This window comes from Streptomyces sp. NPDC004111 (assembly GCF_042874215.1).
In the GTDB taxonomy this organism is placed as follows: domain Bacteria; phylum Actinomycetota; class Actinomycetes; order Streptomycetales; family Streptomycetaceae; genus Streptomyces.
On record NZ_JBIAMU010000024.1, the window covers coordinates 155451 to 177572 of the forward strand.

At 73.0% G+C, this 22122-nt stretch carries 17 protein-coding genes and 1 pseudogene; 8 read left to right on the forward strand and 10 right to left on the reverse strand.

All coding sequences use genetic code 11. From position 1 onward, the window contains the following. The first annotated feature begins 17 nt into the window (after positions 1–17). The gene (locus tag ACFYVL_RS37030; RefSeq protein ID WP_389252983.1) at positions 18–1739 is read left to right on the forward strand and encodes a class I adenylate-forming enzyme family protein; all 1722 of its coding nucleotides are present in this window, start codon (positions 18–20) and stop codon (positions 1737–1739) included. Positions 1740–1786: 47 nt separating this feature from the next. On the opposite strand, the gene ACFYVL_RS37035 is transcribed toward ACFYVL_RS37030, so the two are convergent. Together ACFYVL_RS37035 and ACFYVL_RS37040 are read right to left on the reverse strand one after the other, a co-directional pair. After that, complete coding sequence (locus ACFYVL_RS37035) at positions 1787–3820, reverse strand: prolyl oligopeptidase family serine peptidase (RefSeq protein ID WP_389252985.1); 2034 nt, start codon at positions 3818–3820, stop codon at positions 1787–1789. Positions 3821–3950: 130 nt separating this feature from the next. Then, a complete protein-coding gene (locus ACFYVL_RS37040; protein WP_389252987.1) occupies positions 3951–5144 on the reverse strand; it encodes an acetyl-CoA C-acyltransferase in 1194 nt (397 codons plus the stop codon). A 58-nt stretch (positions 5145–5202) separates the two neighbouring features. Between ACFYVL_RS37040 and ACFYVL_RS37045 the strand changes: the two genes are divergently transcribed. The 3 genes from ACFYVL_RS37045 to ACFYVL_RS37055 are packed head-to-tail and all read left to right on the forward strand — an operon-like array spanning position 5203 to position 9029. Beyond that, complete coding sequence (locus tag ACFYVL_RS37045) at positions 5203–6432, forward strand: acetyl-CoA acetyltransferase (protein WP_389252989.1); 1230 nt, start codon at positions 5203–5205, stop codon at positions 6430–6432. Further along, the gene (locus tag ACFYVL_RS37050) at positions 6422–7903 is read left to right on the forward strand and encodes a carotenoid oxygenase family protein (RefSeq protein WP_389252991.1); all 1482 of its coding nucleotides are present in this window, start codon (positions 6422–6424) and stop codon (positions 7901–7903) included. The genes ACFYVL_RS37045 and ACFYVL_RS37050 overlap by 11 nt, the downstream gene beginning before the upstream one ends. Before the next feature lie 40 nt (positions 7904–7943). Further along, the gene (locus ACFYVL_RS37055; protein WP_389252993.1) at positions 7944–9029 is read left to right on the forward strand and encodes a winged helix-turn-helix transcriptional regulator; all 1086 of its coding nucleotides are present in this window, start codon (positions 7944–7946) and stop codon (positions 9027–9029) included. Positions 9030–9072: 43 nt separating this feature from the next. Here the strand turns inward: ACFYVL_RS37055 and ACFYVL_RS37060 are convergent, their stop codons facing one another. The 5 genes from ACFYVL_RS37060 to ACFYVL_RS37080 all read right to left on the reverse strand — a co-directional run bounded on the left by ACFYVL_RS37060 (position 9073) and on the right by ACFYVL_RS37080 (position 14486). Beyond that, positions 9073–9267 (reverse strand): hypothetical protein, encoded by a 195-nt coding sequence (locus tag ACFYVL_RS37060; protein WP_389252995.1) that lies wholly within the window; start codon positions 9265–9267, stop codon positions 9073–9075. Between the two features lie 250 nt (positions 9268–9517). Then, complete coding sequence (locus ACFYVL_RS37065) at positions 9518–11035, reverse strand: SDR family NAD(P)-dependent oxidoreductase (protein WP_389252997.1); 1518 nt, start codon at positions 11033–11035, stop codon at positions 9518–9520. A 259-nt stretch (positions 11036–11294) separates the two neighbouring features. After that, on the reverse strand, positions 11295–12512 hold the full coding sequence (gene glgC / locus ACFYVL_RS37070; protein WP_389252999.1) for a glucose-1-phosphate adenylyltransferase: 1218 nt from the start codon (positions 12510–12512) through the stop codon (positions 11295–11297). 29 nt (positions 12513–12541) lie between these two features. After that, the gene (gene glgA, locus ACFYVL_RS37075; protein ID WP_389253001.1) at positions 12542–13726 is read right to left on the reverse strand and encodes a glycogen synthase; all 1185 of its coding nucleotides are present in this window, start codon (positions 13724–13726) and stop codon (positions 12542–12544) included. Positions 13727–13736: 10 nt separating this feature from the next. Further along, the gene (locus tag ACFYVL_RS37080) at positions 13737–14486 is read right to left on the reverse strand and encodes a (2Fe-2S)-binding protein (RefSeq protein ID WP_389253003.1); all 750 of its coding nucleotides are present in this window, start codon (positions 14484–14486) and stop codon (positions 13737–13739) included. Positions 14487–14567: 81 nt separating this feature from the next. Between ACFYVL_RS37080 and ACFYVL_RS37085 the strand changes: the two genes are divergently transcribed. Both ACFYVL_RS37085 and ACFYVL_RS37090 read left to right on the forward strand, forming a co-directional pair. Then, positions 14568–15320: a carbonic anhydrase gene (locus ACFYVL_RS37085; protein ID WP_389253005.1), complete on the forward strand. Its 753-nt coding sequence runs from the start codon at positions 14568–14570 to the stop codon at positions 15318–15320. A 183-nt stretch (positions 15321–15503) separates the two neighbouring features. Further along, positions 15504–16466, forward strand: coding sequence for a DMT family transporter (locus ACFYVL_RS37090; protein ID WP_389253007.1), 963 nt, complete (start codon positions 15504–15506; stop codon positions 16464–16466). On the opposite strand, the gene ACFYVL_RS37095 is transcribed toward ACFYVL_RS37090, so the two are convergent. From ACFYVL_RS37095 to panD, 3 genes and pseudogenes are all read right to left on the reverse strand, one after another. Beyond that, entirely contained in the window at positions 16436–17842 is a 1407-nt protein-coding gene (locus tag ACFYVL_RS37095; protein ID WP_389253009.1) for a transglycosylase family protein, read from the reverse strand. The two genes, ACFYVL_RS37090 and ACFYVL_RS37095, sit on opposite strands and share 31 nt — an antisense overlap. An 85-nt stretch (positions 17843–17927) precedes the next feature. Then, positions 17928–19109: a Cmx/CmrA family chloramphenicol efflux MFS transporter gene (locus ACFYVL_RS37100; RefSeq protein WP_389253012.1), complete on the reverse strand. Its 1182-nt coding sequence runs from the start codon at positions 19107–19109 to the stop codon at positions 17928–17930. A gap of 676 nt (positions 19110–19785) precedes the next feature. Next, a pseudogene (gene panD, locus ACFYVL_RS37105) lies at positions 19786–20202 on the reverse strand (aspartate 1-decarboxylase); the annotation flags it as partial. 237 nt (positions 20203–20439) lie between these two features. On the opposite strand from panD, the gene ACFYVL_RS37110 reads away from it, so the two are divergent. Continuing rightward, positions 20440–20847, forward strand: a complete 408-nt coding sequence (locus ACFYVL_RS37110) for a YciI family protein (protein ID WP_389253015.1) — start codon at positions 20440–20442, stop codon at positions 20845–20847. A gap of 8 nt (positions 20848–20855) precedes the next feature. Beyond that, positions 20856–21995: an RNA polymerase sigma factor gene (locus ACFYVL_RS37115; protein ID WP_389253036.1), complete on the forward strand. Its 1140-nt coding sequence runs from the start codon at positions 20856–20858 to the stop codon at positions 21993–21995. Positions 21996–22122: the final 127 nt, after the last annotated feature.

The window sequence follows — 22122 nt, forward strand, 5'->3', positions numbered from 1 at the left end:
GCAGAGGGGGACGGCACATGGAGGCCGGGGCGAGCACGGGAGCGCGGCGGCTGCATCCGCCGGAGCGGGTGGCCGAGTACACCGCGGCGGGCTGGTGGGAGGGCGCGACCGTGGACTCGCTGCTGCGGGCGCGGGTCCGCGAGCATCCCGGCCGCCCGGCCCTGGTCGACCCCCTCAACAAGGCGGACCTCGTCGACTCGCCGCCGCTCAGGCTCACATGGGCCGAGATCGACGCGGAGGCCGACCGGCTGGCCGCCGTCCTGCTGCGGCACGGTCTGGGGCAGGGCGACGTGCTCGGCGTGCAGCTGCCGAACACCGCCGAGCAGGTCTGTGTCTATCTGGCGTGCTGGCGCATCGGGGTGATCGTCTCGCCGCTGCCGGTGCAGTACCGCGAGCACGAGACCGTACAGCTGGGCCGACTGGCCTCGTTCGACGCGTTTGTGACGGCGTCCCGGATCGGTGTGCGGCGGGTGGCGGCCGACGTCCTCGCGGTCCGCGACCGCATTCCCTCACTGCGGCTGGTGCTGGCGTACGGGACGGACGTACCGGCGGGGGCCGTCGCGCTCGCCGACGAGGCGGCGCTCCCGTACGACCCGGCGGCGGTCTCCGCGTACACCGGCGCGCACCCCGCCGGCCCCAACGACTGCGTGACGATCTGCTGGACGTCCGGCACCGAGTCCACGCCCAAGGGGGTGCCGCGCTGCCACAACGACTGGCTGGCCATCGCCCGTACCTGCGCGGAAGCCCCCCGGATGACGTCCGACGACGTGCTCCTGAACCCCTTCCCCATGGTCAACATGGCGGGTTTCGCCGGGCTGTTCCTGCCCTGGCTGCGGGTCGGCTGCGTGCTCGTCCAGCACCACCCGTTCGACCTGCCGGTCTTCCTGCGGCAGATCGCGGAGGAGCACGTCACGTACACGGTGGCGCCGCCCGCCGTGCTGACGATGCTGCTGGCCCGGGAGGACCTGCTGGCGGCCACGGACCTCTCCTCGCTGACCCGGATCGGTTCGGGTTCCGCACCGCTGTCGGAGGCGATGGTGCGCGGCTGGCAGGAGCGGCACGGCATCGGGGTGATCAACTTCTTCGGCTCGAACGAGGGCACGGGGATGCTCACCGACCCCTACGACGTACCGGACCCCGCGGACCGGGCCCGCTACTTTCCCCGCTACGGCGCCGCGTCCGGCGTCCGCTGGTCGACGCTCGCCGCGGACTGGACCTCGCTGCGGCTCGTCGATCCCGCGACGGGCGCGGACATCGAGGAGCCGGGGGTGCCGGGCGAGCTGCGGATCAAGAGCCCGCAGGTGTTCGCGGGGTATCTGCACGGGTCGCGGCTGCCCAGCCCGTTCGACGCCTCGGGCTATCTCAGGACCGGCGACCTGTTCGAGATCGCGGGCGCGCGGGGGGAGTTCCTGCGGTACGTGGACCGGGCCGGGGACCTGATCGTCCGGGGCGGTATGAACATCGCCCCCGCCGAACTGGAGCACCTGCTGTCCGGCCACCCGGCGGTCGCGGAGGTCGCGGTGGTGGCCTGTCCGGACGCGGTGCTGGGCGAGCGGGTGTGCGCGGTGGTGGTGCCGGAGCAGGGGGCCGTGGTGACGCTCGCGGACCTGACCGGGCACCTGCGGGAGCTGCGCATCGCCTCGTACAAGCTGCCGGAGCGGCTGGAGGTGCGCGGCGCACTGCCGCGCAATCCGGTGGGCAAGGTGCTCAAGCGCACTCTGCGGGAGGAGTTGGGCTGAGGACGTCCGGGGGCCGGCGGACCGGCCCCCGGACGCTCAGCGGGCCGTTACAGCAGCCCCGGCCGCACCCACTCCCGGCCCTTCACCTTCTCGTCGAAGAAGTTCAGCACCGTCTCGTACCAGACGATCGAGTGGTTCGGCTTGAGGATCCAGTGGTTCTCGTCGGGGAAGTACAGGTACTTCACCGGCACCTCGAAGCGCTGGAGGTCCTGGAAGAGCGCCATGCCCTGGCCCACCGGCACCCGGTAGTCCTTGGCGCCGTGGATGACCAGCATCGGCGTGCTGATCCGGTCGGCGCCGAGCGAGGGCGAGTTCTCCGTGTACCGCTCCGGCTGCGTCAGCGGGTCGCCGAAGATCCGCTGGAAGAACCAGGAGGCGTCGGTGTCGCCGGAGAAGGACCGCAGGTCCCACAGCCCGGCGTGCGACATGATCGCCTTGAAGCGGTCGGTGCGGGTCGCGACGCGGTTGGCCATGTAGCCGCCGTAGGAGCCGCCCGCGAGACCGGTGCGCGTCTCGTCGATGTCCGGGCGTGCCACGGTGGCGTCGGTGAGGTCCATGAGGTCGCGGTAGGGCTGTCCGCCCCACTGTCCCCAGCCGCGCTCGTGCATCCGCTGCCCGTACCCGGTCGACAGGGCGGGGTCGGGCATCAGCACGGCGTAGCCGCGGGCCACGAACGGCCACGGGTTCCAGCGCCAGGTCCAGGCGTTCCACGAGGACTGCGGGCCGCCGTGCACGAAGACGATGAGCGGCGCCGGGTTGTCGGCCGAGGCCCCTTCCGGCACCGCCAGCCAGGACCGCAGCGGGTGGCCGTCGTCGCCGGTGGTGCGCACCTCGGTCAGTGCGCCGGGCAGCGTGCCGAGGTCGTCGCCGGGGGCCCGCAGCGGCGCCGGGGTCTGGTCGGCCCCGCCCGCCGCGTCCAGCCGGACCGGCCGGGGGGCGGCGTCGACGGGGGTGGCGACGGTGTACAGGGTGCGCGCGTCGGGCGACACGACGGGGGCGCCGTACGCGCCCGAGGCGGTCAGCCGGGTCACCGTGCCGTCGGCGTCGCGCCGGAACACCGGGCAGTGTCCCTGCTCGTCGCCGGAGAACCACAGGGTGTCGTCGCCCTCGACGGGCGAGAGGACGAAGCCGCCGGGCCAGTTGTCGTACTCCGGCAGGAGGTCGGTCTCCTCGCCGCTCGCGACGTCGACGCGCACCAGCGTCACGTCGTACGGCGTCTCGTACGTCTCCTCCTTGAGCCGGTGGCAGACGACCGCCGAGCCGTCGGCGGTGAGGACCGCGCCCGAGTACTGGAATCCGGGGCGGTCGACGACCCGGAGCTCCTCGCCGGTGGCCGCGTCGGCGACCACCACGGTGTCGCGGTTCTCGGCGGGCACCCGGCCGGCGACGGCGCGCCCGAAGACGACCCGGGTTCCGTCGGCGGACAGGGCCACCCCGCCCTCGCCGCCGATGCCCTGGCGGCCCGCGAGGACCGGGGCGGCGTCCGTGCCGAGGGCGCGCACGAAGACGTGGTCCTCCTCGGGGCCGAGGTCGCTGTCCCAGTAGCGGGTCGGTCCCGCCTCGTACAGGATCGCGGTGACCTTGGCCTTCTCGCGTTCCTTGCGGAGCTTCTCGTGCGCCTCGGCGTCCGCGGCGCCCGGCAGGAGTCCGCCGCTGTACGCGAACGCCCCGGTGCCGCGCGCGATCCCGTAGCCGCCGATGCCGCCGGGGTGCGAGGCGATCTGCGCTGCCTCGCCGCGCTCCGGCAGGGCCCACAGGGTGGCGCCGTTCTTGCCGTCGCCCTTCTCCGCCGCGGGGTCGGTGTTCTCGCGGCCGGAGAGGAAGAGGAGGGTTCCGTCGGGGGCGAACGCGGGTGCCGACTCGCCCTTGGCGGAGCTGGTCAGGCGCCGGGGCCCGGCCTCGCCCGCCGGGTCGATCTCCCAGAGGCCGGAGACGTACGCGGTGCCCTCGGCGTTGAGCTGCTGAACGGCGGCGACCAGACGGCTGCCGTCCGGCGAGAGGGCGAGGGCGCCCGTCCTCGGCGAGGCGAAGAATGCCGACAGGTCATGAAAAGTGGTCGTTTCACCAGGGGTTTCAGCCATGCGGGTCATCCTGCCCGTTGCGTGCAGGCACCAACAAGTGTTTACCGATTATCGGACGTACGCCTCGGGCGAACTCCCCCGGACCACCCGGCGGACGCCCCGCGACCAGGGACGGTGCGAGCCGCTCCCCTCACTCCGTCCGCTCCAGCAGCACCGCCACCCCGAGCCCCGCCGCCCCGCTCACCGCCGCCACTCCGTACCGGCCGCCGGCGCGCTCCAGTTCCTCCACGCACTCGCCCACCATGATCGCCCCGGTGGCGCCGAAGGCGTGCCCGGTGGCGAGGGTGCCGCCGCCCGGGTTGAGCCGCTCGGGGCCCACGCCCAGGTCGCGCCGCAGCCGCAGGCACAGGGCGGCGAAGGCCTCCGCGAAGGCGTAGACGTCGATGTCGTCGGGGGTCAGCCCGGTCCGGGCGAGCACCCGCTCGATCGCGGTCTGTCCGGCGGTCAGCATCAACACCGGGTCGGCGCTCGCGGTCGCGGCGGCGACGACCCGGGCCCGGGGGCGCCTGCCGCCGAGGTCGCCCGCACCGAGCACCAGCAGCGCCGCACCGTCCGCGAGCGCCGGTGAGGTGCCCACGGTGTGCAGGTGGTCGATGCGTCCGGCCTCTGGGTGGGCGGCCAGCGCCAGGGCGTCCTGGCCCGCGGCGCCGAGGGCGGCGAAGGCGGGTTCGAGTGCGGCGAGGGTCTCGGGGGTGGTGGCGGGCCGGACCAGTTCGTCGTGGCCCAGTCCCGCGACGGGCACCAGGCTGCGGGCGGCGCGTCTCTCCGCGACCGCGGCGGCGGCCTTGTGCTGGGACTCCAGCCCGTACGCGTCCAGTTCCGCACGGGTGAAACCCTCCAGCGTGGCGTTGAGGTCGGCGGCGATCCCCATGTGCACCGAGCCCACCGCCCGCACGGTCGCCGGATCGCAGAACAGCGGACCCCGGTCGCTGAACATCGCCACCCGCGACGTCGATTCCACTCCCCCGGCCACCGCGAGCCGCCCGAGGTCCCCCGCCCTGAGGCGTGCCGCGGTCTGGGCGACGGCGTCGATACCGGAGGCGCAGAAGCGGTTGAGGGTGCCGCCGGGCACCTCGTGCCCCCAGCCCGCGAGGAGGTTCGCGGTGCGGGCGGGGTTGGCGCCCTGTTCGTCGACCTGGGAGGCGGCGCCGATCATCACGTCCTCGACCTGCGAAGGGTCCAACCCCCGCGCCACGAGCGCGTGTTGGAGCGTGACGAGGAGTTCGACCGGCGAGGTGCCGTGCAGGGCGCCGCGCGGGGAGCCCTTGCCCCGGGGCGTGCGCACGTAGTCGAGCACATGGACGTCGGCAGCTGCGTCGGGCACGGTCGTTCCCCTTCACCGAGTAACTCTGCTAGTTGTAGCATCAAGCGGGAGGTGCTTCATGGATACGTGGGTACTGGGCGGCTTCCAGACCGACTTCGCTCGCAACTTCGCCCGCGAGGGCCTCGAATTCGCCGATCTCGTACGGGAGTCGGTGCACGGCACCCTGGACGCGGCCGGGGTCTCGCCGGAGGACGTCGGCGTGATCCACGTCGGCAACGCCTTCGGTCAGCTCTTCACCGGACAGGGCCAGCTGGGCGCCATGCCCGCCACGGTCGAGGAGCGCCTGTGGGGCGTGCCCGCCTCCCGGCACGAGGCGGCGTGCGCCTCGGGCGGGGTCGCGGTGCTCGCCGCTACGGCCGATCTGGAGTCCGGGCGCTACGACTGCGCGCTGGTGCTCGGCGTCGAGCTGGAGAAGACCGTGCCGGGCGAGGTGGCGGCCCGGCATCTGGGCGCTGCGGCGTGGGCCGGGCACGAGGGGCGCCAGGCCCGCTTCCTGTGGCCGCACATGTTCTCCGCGCTGGCCGACGAGTACGACCTGCGGTACGGCATCGACGACGCCCATCTGCGCGCCATCGCCGAGCTGAACCACCGCAACGCCCGCGCCAACCCGCTCGCCCAGACCCGCGGCTGGCAGCTCACCGCGGCGAGCTTCACCGACGACGAGGAGGCCAATCCGCTCGTCGAGGGGCGGGTCCGCCGCCAGGAGTGCAGCCAGATGACGGACGGCGCCAGCGGTGTGGTGCTGGTCTCCGACCGCTGGCGGGCCCGGCACGCCCGCCGGCCCGGTCCGCTCGCCCGGATCGCCGGCTGGGGGCACCGCACGGCGGGCCTCCCGCTGGCCCGCAAGACCGAGCGCAGCAAGGACGGCCCGTACGTCCTGCCGCATGTCCGCGAGGCCGTCCTCGACGCCTTCGACCGGGCCGGGATCGGTGGCGTGGACGACGTGGACGGCCTGGAGACGCACGACTGCTTCGCCATGTCGGAGTACCTGGCGATCGACCACGTCGGCATCACCGGGCCGGGGAAGAGCTGGCAGGCGGTGGAGGACGGCTCCCTGGAGATCGGCGGCCGGCTCCCCGTGAACCCGTCCGGCGGACTGATCGGCGGCGGCCATCCGGTCGGCGCCACGGGCGTGCGGATGCTGCTCGACGCGAGCCGTCAGGTCACAGGCACGGCCGGCGCGTACCAGGTCGAGGGCGCCCGCCGGTTCGCCACACTGAACATCGGCGGCAGCACGGCCACCACGGTCGGCTTCGTCGTGGAGAGGGAGGACACCCATGGACGTTGAGATCGTCGGACGCGCCCTGTCCACGCTTCCCGAGGACGACGACCACCCGTACCGCATCGGCCCGTGGCGCCCGCAGAGCACCGAGTGGCGGGCCGACGACCTGGAGGTGACCGGCGAGATCCCGGCCGACCTCGACGGCGTCTACCTGCGCAACACGGAGAACCCGGTCCACCCGGCGACGAAGCTCTACCACCCCTTCGACGGCGACGGCATGGTCCACGTCGTCGGCTTCCGCGAGGGCCGGGCCTTCTACCGCAACCGGTTCGTGCGCACCGACGGCTTCCTGGCCGAGCAGGCCGCCGGCGAGTCGCTGTGGGCGGGCATCGCCGAACGCCCGGACGTCGCCAAGCGCCCGGACGGCTGGGGGGCGCGCACCCGGATGAAGGACGCCTCCAGCACGGACATCGTCGTCCACGCGGGCCGGGCGCTGTCCAGCTTCTGGCAGTGCGGCGACCTCTACCGCCTGGACCCGCTCACCCTGGACACCCTCGGCAAGTCCCCGTGGGCCCCCGACTGGGGCGTCTCCGCGCACACCAAGGTGGACGAGCGGACCGGCGAGCTCCTCTTCTTCTCCTACGCGACCGAGGCCCCGTACCTGCGCTACGGCGTCGTCGGCCCGGACAACCGTCTCAAGCACCTCACGGACGTGCCGCTGCCCGGCCCCCGGCTGCCGCACGACATGGCTTTCACCGAGAACTACGCGATCCTCAACGACTTCCCGCTGTTCTGGGACGCGGACCTGATCGCCCGGGGCAAGTACGCCTCCCGCTTTCACCCCGACCTCCCCTCCCGCTTCGCGGTGCTGCCGCGGCTGGGCTCGCAGGTCCGCTGGTTCGAGGCCGATCCGACGTACGTCCTGCACTTCACCAACGCCTACGAGGACGGCGAGGAGATCGTCGTCGACGGCTTCCGGCAGGGCTGCCCGGAGCCGCCCGACCCGCGCGGCGAGGGCGTGTACCAGCGGATGTTCCGCTTCCTGGCGCTGGAGCGGATGGAGACGACGCTGTGGCGGTGGCGGCTCAACACGGCCACCGGCAAGGTGCGAGAGGAGCAGCTCAGCGGCAGCTACACGGAGTTCGGCGTGATCAGCCCCGAGGTGGCGGCCCGCCCCTACCGGTACACCTACGCCGCCACGCAGAAGCCGGGCTGGTTCCTGATGGACGGCATCGTCAAGCACGATCTGCGCACCGGCACCGAGGAGCACCACCGGTACGGCGACGGGGTGTTCGGCAGCGAGGCGACGCTGGTGCCGCGCGCGGGCGGGACGGCGGAGGACGACGGCTACCTTGTTACGCTGACGACGGACATGAACGCCGACCGTTCCGAGTGCCTGGTCCTCGACGCGGCGCGGCTGTCCGACGGACCTCTCGCCCGCATCCGGCTCCCGGAGCGGATCTCCAGCGGCACGCACGCGACCTGGGCGCCGGGCTCGGCGCTCCGGGGCTGGCACGACGGGCCGCCGCAGCTGTAGGAGTCCGGTACCCGGGGCCGGTGAGCACTGAAGGAGACCGGTGACCGCCGACGCGCAGCCGCCCGCCAGTCCCCCGGCCGTCGGCGCGCCGGCCCCCTCCGGGCAGCCGGGCACTCCGCTGGCCGAGGGCGGTCCGAACGCCATCGCCACCGCCTTCGGTCTCCTCGGCGACGAGTGGGCGCTGCTGATCCTGCGCCACGCCCTCCAGGGGGTACGGCGTTACGCCGACTGGCGGGCCCTGCTGCCGATCTCCGACGCGGTCCTCACCGCCCGGCTGTCCGGGCTGGCCGCGCAGGGGCTGCTGGAGCGCGTCGCCTACCAGCGGCGCCCGGTGCGCCACGAGTACCGGCTGACCGAGCGGGGCCGTTCGGTTTGGCCGGTACTGGTCGCCGTGTGGGGCTGGGAGTACCGCTGGGTGGACACCCACCGCGAGGAACTGCCGTGGATGCGGCACACCGGGTGCGGGCGGCGGACGGAGCCGGTGCTGGTGTGCGGCGGCTGCGGGGACCCGGTCCGGCCGCGCGACGTGCGAAGCGAGTTGGGGCCGAGCGGCGAGGACGGCCGGTCGATCCCCTCGGCGGCGACCCGCAGGCGCAGCACGGCGGGCGGTGACGGCGGCCCCGACGGGGGTGCGGCCGGGCTGTTCCCGGAGACGATGGCGCTGCTGGGCAACCGCTGGTCGGTGGCGCTGCTGGGCGCCGCGTTCCTGGGGACGCGCCGGTTCGGCGAGTTCCGGCAGCGGCTGGGGGCGCCGCCCTCGACGGTCGCGGACCGGCTGCGGACGTTCACCGCGCTGGGGGTGCTGTCGGCGGACTCCGGGACGTACCGGCTGACCGCCAAGGGGCGGGCGTTCTTCCCGGTCGTCATGACGCTGATCGACTGGGCCCAGCGGTGGTACGTGGCTCCGGAGGGCCCCGCGCTGGTCTCCGAACACCGCGGCTGCGGGAGCCGGTTCACGGCCCGGCTGGTGTGCGGGGAGTGCGGCGGCGAGCTGACGGAGCGCACGGTGGAGGTACGGACCTCCGGGAAGGGGGCCGCGGGCGGCGGCACCGCCGGGGACGGGGCCGCGGGCGGCGGGGCCGCCGGGGAGCCGGTCGCCGGAGAGGCGGCGAGCCGCACCCCCTAGGTGAAGGGGGTACGGCTCGTGGCTTCACCGTGTCAGGACCGGCTCAGTCGACGCCGGGCAGGATGTGCGGCTCCGCGAGGTCGTCCTCGTACCCGGCCAGCCGGATCGGTGCGGACCTGGCCCACACTTCGAGGTTGCCGAGCTTCTTGGACTTGCCCGCCCTGCCGTCGGTCCCGGCCTTGTGGCTCGCCGGGCGCTCCGACCGTCGCAGGTCCTGGTGGGTCATCTCTGGTGTCACCGCGCACTCCTTTGTGTCGCGTAACCCGTCGGACGATGCCGAGCGGCCCTCTGCCGGACCGCCGGACCGTCCCAAGGGGCAGGAAGGAAAGGCATCTTCGGTCGCGGTGGCGCCGGTGTCACTCGTTCGGGAACGGCCGTGGTGGTGGGCCGTTTCCGGTACGGGCCGAGGGTGTCGCTCTGTCCGTGACGAACAGAGTACCCATATGAGCGCCCCCGCGCTCGATGGATTACGACGACTTTCGGACTGCCTACCAGTTGCCCGGCGCGTAGTCCTTGAGGAAGACCCCGTAGAGGTCCTCGCCCGCCTCGCCCCGGACGACCGGGTCGTACACGCGCGCGGCGCCGTCCACCAGGTCGAGGGGGGCGTGGAAGCCCTCGTCGGCGAGGCGCAGCTTGTCGAAGTGCGGGCGCTCGTCGGTGATCCAGCCGGTGTCGACGGAGGTCATCAGGATGCCGTCGGTCTGGAACATCTCCTGGGCGCTGGTGCGGGTCACCATGTTCATCGCGGCCTTGGCGGCGTTGGTGTTGGGGTGTCCCGCGCCCTTGTAGCCGCGGCCGAAGACGCCTTCCATCGCCGAGACGTTCACGATGTGGGCGCGTCCGCTGCGTGCCTTGCGGGCTGCCTCGGCCATCGCCGGGCGCAGCCGGCTGATCAGGATGAACGGCGAGGTGTAGTTGCAGAGCTGGGTCTCCAGCAGCTCCACCGGGGAGATCTGTTCGATGGTCTGCACCCAGGTGTTGGTGTCCACCACGTCGGGCACCAGCCCGCCGGCGTCGATGGCACTGCCGTCGCGGTGCCGCTCGATGCTGGCGTTGCCCGCGACCAGCGCCAGGTCGGCGACCTGCTGGGCGTCGAGGCCGCTGGCGCCGAGCGGCAGCGCGGCCAGCCCGTCGACCGCTCCGGAGTTGAACGCGCCGATCACCTGGTGGGCGGGCAGCTCACCGGCCGGCAGCGGGGCGCTCTCGCCCTCGACCAGCGCGGCGTACGCGGAGGGCAGCCGGCGCACGGTCTGGGTGGCGTTGTTGATCAGGATGTCCAGCGGGCCGGCCTCGGCGACCCGGCCGGCCAGCTCGACCGCCTGCGCGGGGTCGCGCAGGTCGATGCCGACGACCTCCAGGCGGTGCATCCAGTCCGCCGAGTCCTCCATCGCCTTGAAGCGGCGGATGGCGTCCTTGGGGAAGCGGGTGGTGACGGTGGTGTGCGCGCCGTCGCGCAGCAGCCGCAGCGCGATGTACATGCCGATCTTGGCCCGGCCGCCGGTGAGCAGGGCGCGCTTGCCGGTGAGGTCGGCGCGCGCGTCGCGCTTGGCCCTGTTCTGGGCGGCGCAGGGCTGGCAGAGCTGGTGGTAGAAGTAGTCGACCTCGACGTACCGGGTCTTGCAGATGTAGCAGGAGCGGGGCCGCTGGAGTATCCCGGCGATCCGGCCCTGCTCGGTGGCCGACGACGGCAGCAGGCCCTCGGTCTCGTCGTCGATGCGCATCGCGGAGCCGGTGGCGGTGGCCTCGGTGACGGCCTTGTCGTTGGCGGTCTTGGCGGCCCGGCGCTCCTGGCGGCGGCGCTGCTTCACCGTGCGGTAGATGCCGGCGGTGGCGCGGCGGATGGTGATCGCGTCGGGGTGGTCGACGTCCAGCTCGTCCAGTTCCGCGAGGACGGCGAGCACGAGCGCCATGCGCTCCGGGTCGATGCCGGGGCCGAACCCGGCGGGGGTGTCCTGGCCCGTGGGCTCGTCGCCGCCGTGCACCGGGCTCTCCTCTGTCACCGTCATCGCCGCTGCCGTCTCTCGTTCACGCCACGCGTGGCCGAAGCCCGCGGGTGTCTGCTGGAAGTCCCCAAAAGCGGAATCGTACGTAGGCAGGGCCGACTGCGACAAACCGCGAGGTGCGCGGGTACGGAGCGTGACGATCCGGTACGGCGTGCCCGCGGGCGGGCGGGGCGGTCCGGCCAGGGCGCGGCGGAGGGCCGGCCGGGTGGCGCGGCGGGGGCTCGTCGGCCGGGGGGAGGCGCGGCGGGGGGGGCTCGCCGGGTCAGCCGACCTGCTGCCCCTTCCCCAGCGCGATCACCCCGTTGCGCGAGACCGTGTACAGCTCGGCGTCGCGCTCCGGGTTGACGCCGATGGTGGCCCCGGGCGGTACGTCGACGTTCTTGTCCAGGATCGCGCCCCGCACGACCGCCCCGCGCCCGATCCGTACGTTGTCGTGCAGTACGGAGCCCTGGACGACGGCCCCCGGCTCGACGGACACCCCCGGCGAGAGCACCGACCCGGTGACCTGCCCGCTGATCACGCAGCCGGGTCCGACGATCGACTCGCTGGCGATGCCCGCCGAGCAGAACCGGGCGGGCGGCAGCTGCCCGAAGTGGGTGTAGATCGGCCAGCGCCGGTTGAAGAGGTTGAACTCGGGCTGTTCGGCGACCAGGTCCATATGGGCGTCGTAGTAGGTGTCGAGGGTGCCGACGTCCCGCCAGTAGCCGTGGTCGCGGGCGGTCTCGCCGGGGACGTGGTTGTCGTCGAAGTCGTAGACCTGGGCGGTACCGCGCTCGGTGAGCTGGGGCAGGATGCTGCCGCCCATGTCGTGCACCGAGTGCTCGTCCTCGGCGTCCCTGATCAGTGCGTCCACCAGCACCTTCGTGGTGAAGACGTAGTTGCCCATGGAGGCGAAGACCCGGCGCGGGTCACCGGGCAGACCGGGCGGGTCCGTCGGCTTCTCCAGGAACCGCTCCACCCGCCGCCCGTCCGAGGCGGGGGTGATGATGCCGAACGAGGACGCCTCCTTGCGCGGCACCCTGATCCCGGCGACCGTCACTCCCGCGCCGCTCTCGATGTGCTGCTGGAGCATGTGCCGGGGGTCCATCCGGTACACGTGGTCGGCACCGAAGACCGCGATGAAGTCGGGCTGCTCGTCGTGCACGAGGTTGAGCGACTGGAAGATGGCGTCGGCGCTGCCCTGGTACCAGCGCGGGCCGAGCCGCTGCTGCGCGGGGACCGGGGTGACGTAGTTGCCGAGCAGGCTGGACATCCGCCAGGTGGTGGTGACGTGCCGGTCCAGGGAGTGCGACTTGTACTGGGTGAGGACGCAGTTGCGCAGGATGTCGCCGTTGACGAGGTTCGACAGGACGAAGTCGACGAGGCGGTAGGTCCCTCCGAAGACCACCGCGGGTTTGGCCCGGTCCGCGGTGAGCGGCATCAGCCGTTTGCCCTCCCCGCCTGCCAGTACGATCCCGAGCACCGAAGGTCCACCGCGCATCGCAGCCCCCAAGGGTCAACCAGCAAGGGTCACTTGACCAACTCCGTGTACACCTCGGCGGTCCGCCGTGCCACGGCGTCCCACCCGAACTCCGCGACCGCCCGCGCACGGCCGGCCGCGCCCATGCGCCGCGCCTCCTCCGGTTCGTCCAGCACCCGGTTCAGCGCCTCGGTGAGGGCGTCCTCGAACTCCTCGGGGTGCCGCGGGGCCCGCTTCTGCTCGTACGGCACGAGCAGCCCGGTGCGGCCGTCGTCGACGACCTCGGGAATGCCGCCGACCGCGGAGGCGACGACGGCGGTGCCGCACGCCATGGCCTCCAGATTGACGATGCCGAGCGGTTCGTACACCGAGGGGCAGACGAACACCGTGGCGTGGCTGAGGAGTTGGATGACGTCGGGGCGCGGCAGCATCTCGGGGATCCAGAACACCCCGTCCCGGGCCCGCTCCAGTTCCGTGAACAGTTCCCCGAACTCCCGCTCGATCTCCGGGGTGTCCGGTGCTCCCGCGCACAGTACGAGCTGCGCGGCCGGATCGAGGGCGCGGGCGGCGCGCAGCAGGTGCGGGACGCCCTTCTGCCGGGTGATGCGGCCGACGAACAGGACGTACGGGCGGCCGGGGTCGATGCCGACGCGCTCCAGCACGTCGGTCCGCTCCGAGGGCTGGTACAGCGCGGTGTCGATGCCGTTGTGCACGACGTGGACCTTCGCGGGGTCGAGCGCCGGGTAGCAGTCGAGGACGTCGGTGCGCATGCCGCGGGAGACGGCGATGACGGCGTCGGCGGCCTCGACCGCGGTGCGCTCGGCCCAGCCGGAGAGCGCGTAGCCGCCGCCGAGCTGCTCGGCCTTCCAGGGCCGCAGCGGCTCCAGTGAGTGACAGGTCATCACATGCGGTGTGCCGTGCAGCAGTTTGGCGAAGTGGCCGGCGAGGTTGGCGTACCAGGTGTGCGAGTGGACGATCTCGCGGTCGGCGAGGGCGGCGGCCATGGAGAGGTCGATGGAGAAGGCGCGCAGCGCGTCGTTGGCGCCGCCGAGCGCGGTGTCGGCGGCGTGCCGGGTGACTCCGTGCTCCTTGCCGGTGGCGACCCCGTCGGTGCCCCAGCAGTGCACCTCGACATCGGCCAGGGCCCGTAACCCCCGGGCCAGGAACTCCACATGGACGCCGGCGCCTCCGTAGACGTCCGGCGGATACTCGCGCGTGAGCAGCCCCACCTTCACCCTTTGATGGTCACTCAGATACGGGCTCCGGGGAAGACCGCCGCACGGCCGGGTTGGCCGGCCGCCGAGGGGACGGCGGGGTGTCGAAGACGCAGTCGCCGCACAGTCCGCCGGCCGGGCAGCGGTAGTAGAGGCAGCAGCTGTTGCGGCGGAACCTCCCGGCCCCGAGCGATCCGGTGGAGTTCAGGTCGGGGTGGGAGAACAGTTCGTGGGCGAGCACGGCGGCCCTTCTGCCGGCCTCCGGGCGGTCCATGTCCCGCGCCCAGTTGCGGAGTTGGCCGACGGCGGCGGCGAGCGCGGACCCGGCGTTGCCCCACAGGAGCTGGGGTGAGATGTTGCCGTCCCGGCGGAAGGCCTCCGCGAGGGGGACCAGATGGCCGTACTGGACCGTCTCGCGCAGCGCCTCGGCGGTGGCGGGCAGCGTCGGGCGGCGGGTGTCCAGCAGCAGGTCGTCGGGGCTGCTGCCGTCCGGGTCCCAGTACAGTCCGTCGGCACGCAGGTCGGGCACCTCGCCGTGGAGCGCCGCCGAGCCGAGCGCCACCGACCAGAGCCTGGCCACGATCCCCAGGTGGGCGATGGAGGCGGCGACCCGCCGCTCGGGCGCCCGCAGCCGGGCCGCGACCTTGTCGATGCGCAGCGCCAGCGGCGCCGTCCCGCCCGCGTACACCCGGGCCAGCGCGACATGGCCCTGCCCCGCTTCGGGCACGCCGGCCCGCAGCGCGAAGAACCCGTTCACCGAGCCGAGCTCCACGAGATCCACCCTGTTCGCCTTTCACTCACAAGAACCAATTTTTCAGTACATACGGCGTGGTTGATTCCCGATCACCGTATCCATGACGGGGTGACCACGAAAAGCGATTGCCGCAGCCGCGGCCGAAGAACCTTCCTGGGCCTGGCCGCCGCGCTGACCAGCGCCCTCACCGGCCCCCTGGCACCGAACCAGACCCGCCGTGCCGTCGCGGCCCCGCCGCCCCGGCTCCCCTCCCCCGCGCACACGTTCCGCGCCGAGCGCGGACCCGCCACGGCCGCCGAGGCACTGGAGCGGCTGCGGGCCGGCAACGCCCGCTTCGCGACCCGCCGTTCCCGCCACCCGCACCTGGGCGCGGAGCGGCTGCGCGCGGTGGCCGCGGCGCAGCACCCGTTCGCGATGGTGCTCGGCTGCATCGACTCCCGGGTCCCGCCGGAGCACGTCTTCGACCAGGGCATCGGCGATCTGCTCTGCATCCGCACGGCGGGCCAGGCCCTGGACGGCGCGGTGCTGGGCAGCATCCAGTACGGGGTCGAGGAACTCGGCGTGCGCCTGGTCCTCGTCCTGGGCCACGAACGCTGCGGCGCGGTCTCGGCCGCCGTCGAGCACGTCCGCTCCGGCGCCGCCCCGCGCGGCCATCTCGCCCGCGTCATCGAGGAGATCGCCCCCGCGGCGAAGGAGACCCTCGGCCCCGGGTCCGCGGCCGACTGGGTCGAGCAGGCGGTCCGCGCCAATGTGACCCGGGTGCGGCACGCGCTGGCCGCCGACCCCGCGTTCGACGGGGCGACGGTGGCGGGCGCCCGCTTCGACCTCGACACCGGCCGGGTCTCCTTCCACCCCTTCTGACCCCACGGCCTCCCCGCCCGACCCCGCTCCCGGGCCCTCGTGCCCCGCTCCCGCCCCGGCCCGCACGCCGTTCGCGACCCGGGCGTAGCGCAGCCGACGTACCTACGTACTACGCCCGCAGTAGCGTCCAACGCCTGCTTGCGGACGATGACGTGAAAGCTCCCGCGAGCCATCGTGGAGGGCATGAGTCCCTACGCACTTTCCGTGCTGCTGGCCCTGGTGTCGGCGGTGGCCTACGCGGTCGGTGCCGTCCTCCAGGAACGTGTCGCCGCCACCGACCGCACCGGGCTGTACGCACCGGTGCGGCAGAGCGCCTGGTGGGTGGCCAACCTGCTGAACGGCTTCGGCGCGCTGCTGCACGTCGGGGCGCTGGCCTACGGGCCGTTGAGCCTGGTCCAGCCGATGGGCGCGCTGACCATCGTCTTCGCGCTGCCGATCGCCGCGGTGTTCGTACGGCGCCGGGCGGGCGCCATGGCCTGGCGCGGCGCGCTGATGGCGACGGCCGGACTGGCCGCGCTGCTGTCGCTGACGGGTGCCGCGCACGCCGGGGGCCTGTCCGGCGGCGACCAACTGCTGGTGGCGGGTGCGTCGCTCGCCGGGACGGCGGTGCTGTTCGCGGCGGCCCGTGCGGTGCGCCCGCCGGTACTGCGCAGCGTGCTGCTGGCCGCGAGCGCGGGGATCTCCTTCGGGATCGCCTCCGTGTTCATCAAGTCCCTGGCCGTGGGGTGGAGTTCGTTCGGTCTGGCCGGGCAGTGGCAGGCCGTTCCCGTGATCGTGGCCTTCGCGACCCTGGGCCTGCTGCTGTCGCAGGCCTCCTACCGGGGCGCCGGGCTGACCGCGCCGCTGGCCACGGTGACCGTGGTGAACCCCGTGGTGGCCTCGGCCGTCGGGCTCACCCTGTTCGGCGAGTCCTTCCGGTACGGCACGACGGGCGTGCTGCTCGCCGCGGGCGCGGCCCTCCTGGCCGCGACGGGCCTGGTACTGCTGACCGCCGGGCACGCGCAGCCGGACCGCGCGGAGCGGCCGGACGAGGACCTCGTACGGCGGGACGCGGGGGAGGCGCTGTCCGTGGAACGCCTCCCCCGCGTACCGGTGCGGCGCGGCCCGGGGCGGGATCAGACGGTGACGCCGCCCGCCCTCAGGTAGGCGACCGGGTCGACGTCCGAGCCGAAGCCCGGTCCGGTCCGCACCTCGAAGTGCAGGTGGGGCCCGGTGCTGTTGCCGGTGGAACCGGAGCGTCCGATGCGCTGCCCGGAGTCCACCTTCTGCCCTTCGCGGACGGTCAGCGCCGACAGGTGCGCGTACTGGGAGTACTTGCCGTCCGCGTGCCGGATGACCACCTGGTAGCCGTACGACCCCGCGTAACCGGCGGACACGACGCTGCCCGCGCCGACCGCCTTGACGGAGGTGCCGGTGGGCACCGGGAAGTCGACGCCCGTGTGGTACCCCTTCGACCAGGACGAGCCGGCCGCCCGGTAGGGGGTGCTGGGGCCGACGTCCACCGGGGCGCTGAGCGAGCCCTTGCGGGAGGACCGCGCGGAGACCGTCTCGGTGCGGGACTTCTTCTTGTCGGCCTCGCGCTTGCGGTCGGCCTCCTGCTTCTTCCTCTCCTGCTCCGCCTGCCTGGCCCGCTCGGCCTTGCGTGCCTCCTCCGCCTTCTTGGCGCGCTCGGCGGCCGCCTTGGCCCGCTCGGCAGCGGAGTCCGTGCGGGAGTCCTGCCCGGCCCGGTCGGCGGCCCTGTCGGTGCCGGACGCCTTGCCGTTGCTGTCGGGCCGGTCCTGCTTCGGCGGCACACCGAGGCGCACCAGCAGGCGCTGTCCCGGGCGGATGACGTCCGGGTCGCTGCCGATGACCTGCCGGTTGCCCTGGTACAGCCGCTGCCAGCCGCCGTCGACCCGCTCGCTCTGCGCGATGCCGGAGAGGGTGTCCCCGCTGGCCACGGTGTACGTGTCCTTGGCGCCGGGCCCGGGGCCCGGCGGCTGCGGATCGGTCCGCGGCGGAGGGGTCTGCCGGGTGGGCGGGGCCGGATCCTTCTTCCGGGGCGGTTCGGGGTTCTTCTTCTCCGGCCGCGGATCGGCCTTGCGGCCCTGGTCGGTCCCCTTGCCCTTGCCCTGGGTGGTGATGGTGATGTCCGGCGAGTCACCGCCCCTCACCAGCCCGGCCTTGACCGAGCAGACCGGCCAGGCGGTCGGGCCCTGGCCCTTCAGCACCCGTTCGGCGACGGCGATCTGCTCGTCCTTGGTCGCCTGGTCGGCGCGCGGCGCGTAGGCCTGGCCGCCGTACGCCTGCCAGGTCGACTGGCGGAACTGGAGACCTCCGTAGTACCCGTTCCCGGTGTTGATCTTCCAGTTGTTGGTCGACTCGCAGGCGGCGACCTTCTCCCAGACGTCCACCGGGGCCGCACCGGCCGTTCCCGCGGCGACGAGCGGAAGGGCCATGCCGACGCCACCCGCCGCGGCCGTCAACGAGGCGTTGTTGATGCGGCTGGGCTGATACCGACGGTGACGACCGGTTGAGGCCATGTCTCGCTTCCTCCACTCGCACATTTCGACACGTAGCAATCGGCAAAAGTACGGGCTTGGCGCAGGCCATGACAAGAGCGCCAACTCACCTGCTCCGCACGCCGGTTGAAACGGAACCCGTGCGCCGGTACCACACCTGCCGGGCCAGCCCCGCGCTGACGAGGGCGAGTGCCACCAGCAGCGCACTCACTGCGAGCGGGGACCGGAACCCCATTCCGGCCCCCAGTGCGACACCTCCGGCCCAAGGGCCCACCGCCGCGCCCACGTTGAACGCCGCGGTCGCGAAGCCCCCGGCCAGCGTGGGCGCACCGGTCGCCGCGTACAGCGCCTGCGAGATGAGCGTGGATCCCACCGCGAACGACAGCGCCCCCTGCACCAGTACGAGGACGAGCGCGGCGACCGGCCGTGCGGCCAGCAGCACGAACAGCACCCAGCCCACGAGCAGTGCCGCCCCGCCGCCGGCCAGCAGTGCGACGGGCCGCCGGTCGGCGATCCGGCCGCCGACCGCGACACCCACGAACGACCCCGCACCGAACAGCGCGAGCACCACGGGCACCCACCCCTCGCCGAACCCGGTGACCCGGGTGAAGAGCGGGGCGAGGTAGGTGAAGGTGCAGAAGGTCGCCCCGTTGACGAGCGCTCCCAGCAGCAGCGTCAGCAGCAGCCGCCCGTCCCGCAGCGCCCGCAGTTCGTGCCGCACCCCGGCTCCGCCGGTCGCGGCGGCTCCTCGCGGCACGGAGTGCAGGATGCCGGCGAACGCGGGCAGCGAGAGCAGCGCCACCGCCCAGAACGCCGCACGCCACCCCCACAGCTGGCCGAGCAGCGCCCCGGCGGGCACTCCCACGACGCAGGCCAGGGTGACTCCGCCGAGCAGGGTGGAGGTGGCCCGGCCCTTGGCGTCGGGCGGGACCATCGCGGTGGCGGTCATCAGGGCGACGGCCAGGAACCCGGCGTTCGCGAGCGCCCCGACGGCCCGGCTGACAAGCAGCACCGCGAAGCTGTCGGTGACCGCGGCCAGTACGTGGACGAGCAGGAAGGCCCCGAGGAAGGACAGCAGGGCGGCGCGCCGCGACCAGCGCCGGCTCAGGGCCGCCATCAGCGGCGCCCCGATAACCATTCCCACGGCGAAAGCCGAGGTCAGCGCCCCGGCGGCGGACAGGGAGACCCCCAGGTCCGCGGCGATTTCCGGGCCGAGCCCGGACAGCATGAATTCCGATGTGCCCTGGGCGAAGACGGCGAGCCCGAGCAGGTGAAGAGCGAACGGCACAGCAGTACCCCACAACGACGTCGTGTTGAAGAAACAGCCTTGACGACGCCGGCGGTCCGGTGGCGGGCAGCGGTCAGCGGCGCACCCGGCCGTCCACGAAGGGACCGCCGCAGGTGCGCGACCACGCGAAAGAGCCACCGGACGGCCGGTGGCTAGAGTCTTGACGCCTCGGGACTGGACACGGGACGCACCCTAGGTAGGCGGTGCGCCCCGTGTCCACTGCTTTTTCCGTTGTCCGCTCTGCCCGGTCCGTCAGCTCGCGGGGCCCGGTGCGGGCTCGGGCGCGGGATCCGGGGCCGGCCCCGGCGGAATGGGGTCGGGCAGCGGGCCCGGCGGAATCGGGTCAGGGGCCGGTCCCGGCGGCACCGGGGAGGGCCCGGGAACCGGTCCGGGCAGCGGCCCGGGGTCGGGCCCGGTGGGCCCCGGCGGCGGAGTCGGCGCAGGCGGTACGGGATCGGGGAAAGGCTGGGTCATGCCTGATCGACCTCCAGGTTGTGCAGTCCGGTCGAGTGTCGGACGCCGCACCGCGCGGCGCGGCTCATCCCCACTCTCTCCCGGTGCGACTGCCCTCGCCTGCGGAGTCCACACCCGCGGCGGAACGTGCCGTACCGGTCGCTGCCAACGGATTGCGCAGCTGGCCGGCGACGCCCTCGGTGTGCCCGGCCCCGGGCACACCCGCGAGTACGGCATCAGGGGCGGCGCCGGAATCGGCACCCGGTACGGGCTCGGCGGGGTCGGCACCCAGTGCCACGATCCGGTTGCCCTCCCCCACGTGCACGACGCGCGGCACCAGGGCCCGCGCCTCGGCATCGTCGACCTGCGCGTAGCTGATGAGGATCACCAGGTCACCGGGGTGTACGAGATGGGCTGCGGCCCCGTTGATGCCGATGACCCCGGACCCCCGCTCGCCCTCGATGACGTACGTCTCCAGCCGGGCCCCGTTGGTGATGTCCACGATGTGCACGAGCTCGCCGGGCAGCAGATCGGCCGCCTCCATCAGCTCGACGTCCACCGTGACGGATCCGACGTAGTGCAGATCCGCCTGGGTGACGGTGGCACGGTGGATCTTCGACTTGAACATGGTGCGCTGCACTGAGGTACTCCTGAATCTCGGCTCCCTGCCTGCGTGTGAGCAGGTCAAGGGCTGTTTCCATTCCGCACGACCCGCTCAGCCTACGCAGTGCCCGCAACCCCCGTCAGCCGCCCCTGTCACACGGCCCGGAAAGAATCCTGAAAAGAATCCCGCGATGATGTCGAGATCGCCGAACCCGCTCCGTCCCCGGGGTGAACGCGACCACAATGGGGCGCACGAGTCACGAGGAGAACCGTCATGGCCAAGTACCTGCTGCTGAAGCACTACCGAGGCGCTCCGGAAGCGGTCAACTGCGTCCCGATGGACAAGTGGACGCCCGAAGAGATCACCGCGCACGTCCAGTACATGCGGGACTTCGCGACCAGGCTCGAAGGGACCGGTGAGTTCGTCGACGGCCAGGCGCTCGCCCCCGAGGGGGCCTGGGTGCGCTACGACGGCGAGGGCCGTCCGCCGGTGACCGACGGCCCGTTCGCGGAGACCAAGGACCTGATCGCCGGCTGGATGGTGATCGACGTGGACAGTTACGACCGTGCCGTGGAGCTGGCCGGGGAACTGTCCGCGGCCCCGGGAGCGGGCGGCGAGCCGATCCACGAGTGGCTGGAGGTGCGTCCGTTCCTGTCCGCGCCGCCCACCATCACGGAGTGACCGCACCGATGGACGAGGTCCTGCTCAGGAGCCTCACCCCGCACGTGCTCGGTGTCCTCGTCCGCCGCGGAGCAGACTTCGCGGCGGCCGAGGATGCCGTACAGGACGCGCTGGTGGAGGCGGTCCGCACCTGGCCCTCGGATCCTCCGCGGGATCCGAAGGGGTGGCTGATCACGGTGGCCTGGCGCCGGTTCCTCGACGCCACCCGCGCGGAATCGGCCCGCCGCCGGCGCGAGGACCTCGTCGAGGATGAGCCGGCGCCCGGGGCCGCCCGCGCGGTGGACGACACGCTCCAGCTGTACTTCCTGTGCGCCCATCCGTCCCTGACTCCGGCATCCGCGGTCGCGCTGACCCTGCGCGCCGTCGGCGGGCTCACCACCCGCCAGATCGCCCAGGCGTATCTGGTGCCGGAGGCGACCATGGCGCAGCGCATCAGCCGGGCCAAGCGCACGGTCTCAGGGATACGTTTCGACCGTCCCGGCGATGTGGCGACGGTGCTGCGCGTCCTGTACCTGGTGTTCAACGAGGGCTACTCGGGCGACGTCGACCTGGCGGCGGAGGCGATCCGGCTCACCCGTCAGCTCTCGGACGCCATCGACCACCCCGAGGTGGCGGGGCTGCTGGCCCTGATGCTGCTGCATCACGCCCGGCGTGCGGCCCGTACCGCCCCGGACGGCAGCCTGGTGCCGCTCGCCGCGCAGGATCGCGCCCGCTGGGACACCGCGTCGATCGCCGAGGGTGTCGGGATCCTCCAGGCGGCGCTGGCGCGCGACCGGCTGGGCGAGTTCCAGGCCCAGGCCGCTGTCGCGGCCCTGCACGCGGACGCGCCCACCGCCGCGGAGACCGACTGGGTGCAGATCGTCGAGTGGTACGACGAGCTCTGCCGTCTGACCGACAGCCCTGTCGTACGTCTGAACCGTGCGGTAGCCGTAGGAGAGGCCGACGGCCCGCGCGCCGGCCTGGCGGCGCTCACGGACCTGGACACTTCGCTGCCCCGCTATACGGCGGTGGCCGCCTACCTCCACGAACGCGACGGGAACCGTGCGGAGGCGGCAGAGCTTTACGCGGAGGCGGCCCGCAAGGCACCGAATCTCGCGGAACGCGACCATCTGACCCGCCAGGCGGCCCGTCTCAATACCTGCCGTTAAACGCAAAAGAGCCCCGTACCGGTATCCCCGGTACGGGGCTCTTCGCAATGATTGTTCGGCGGCGTCCTACTCTCCCACAGGGTCCCCCCTGCAGTACCATCGGCGCGGAAAGGCTTAGCTTCCGGGT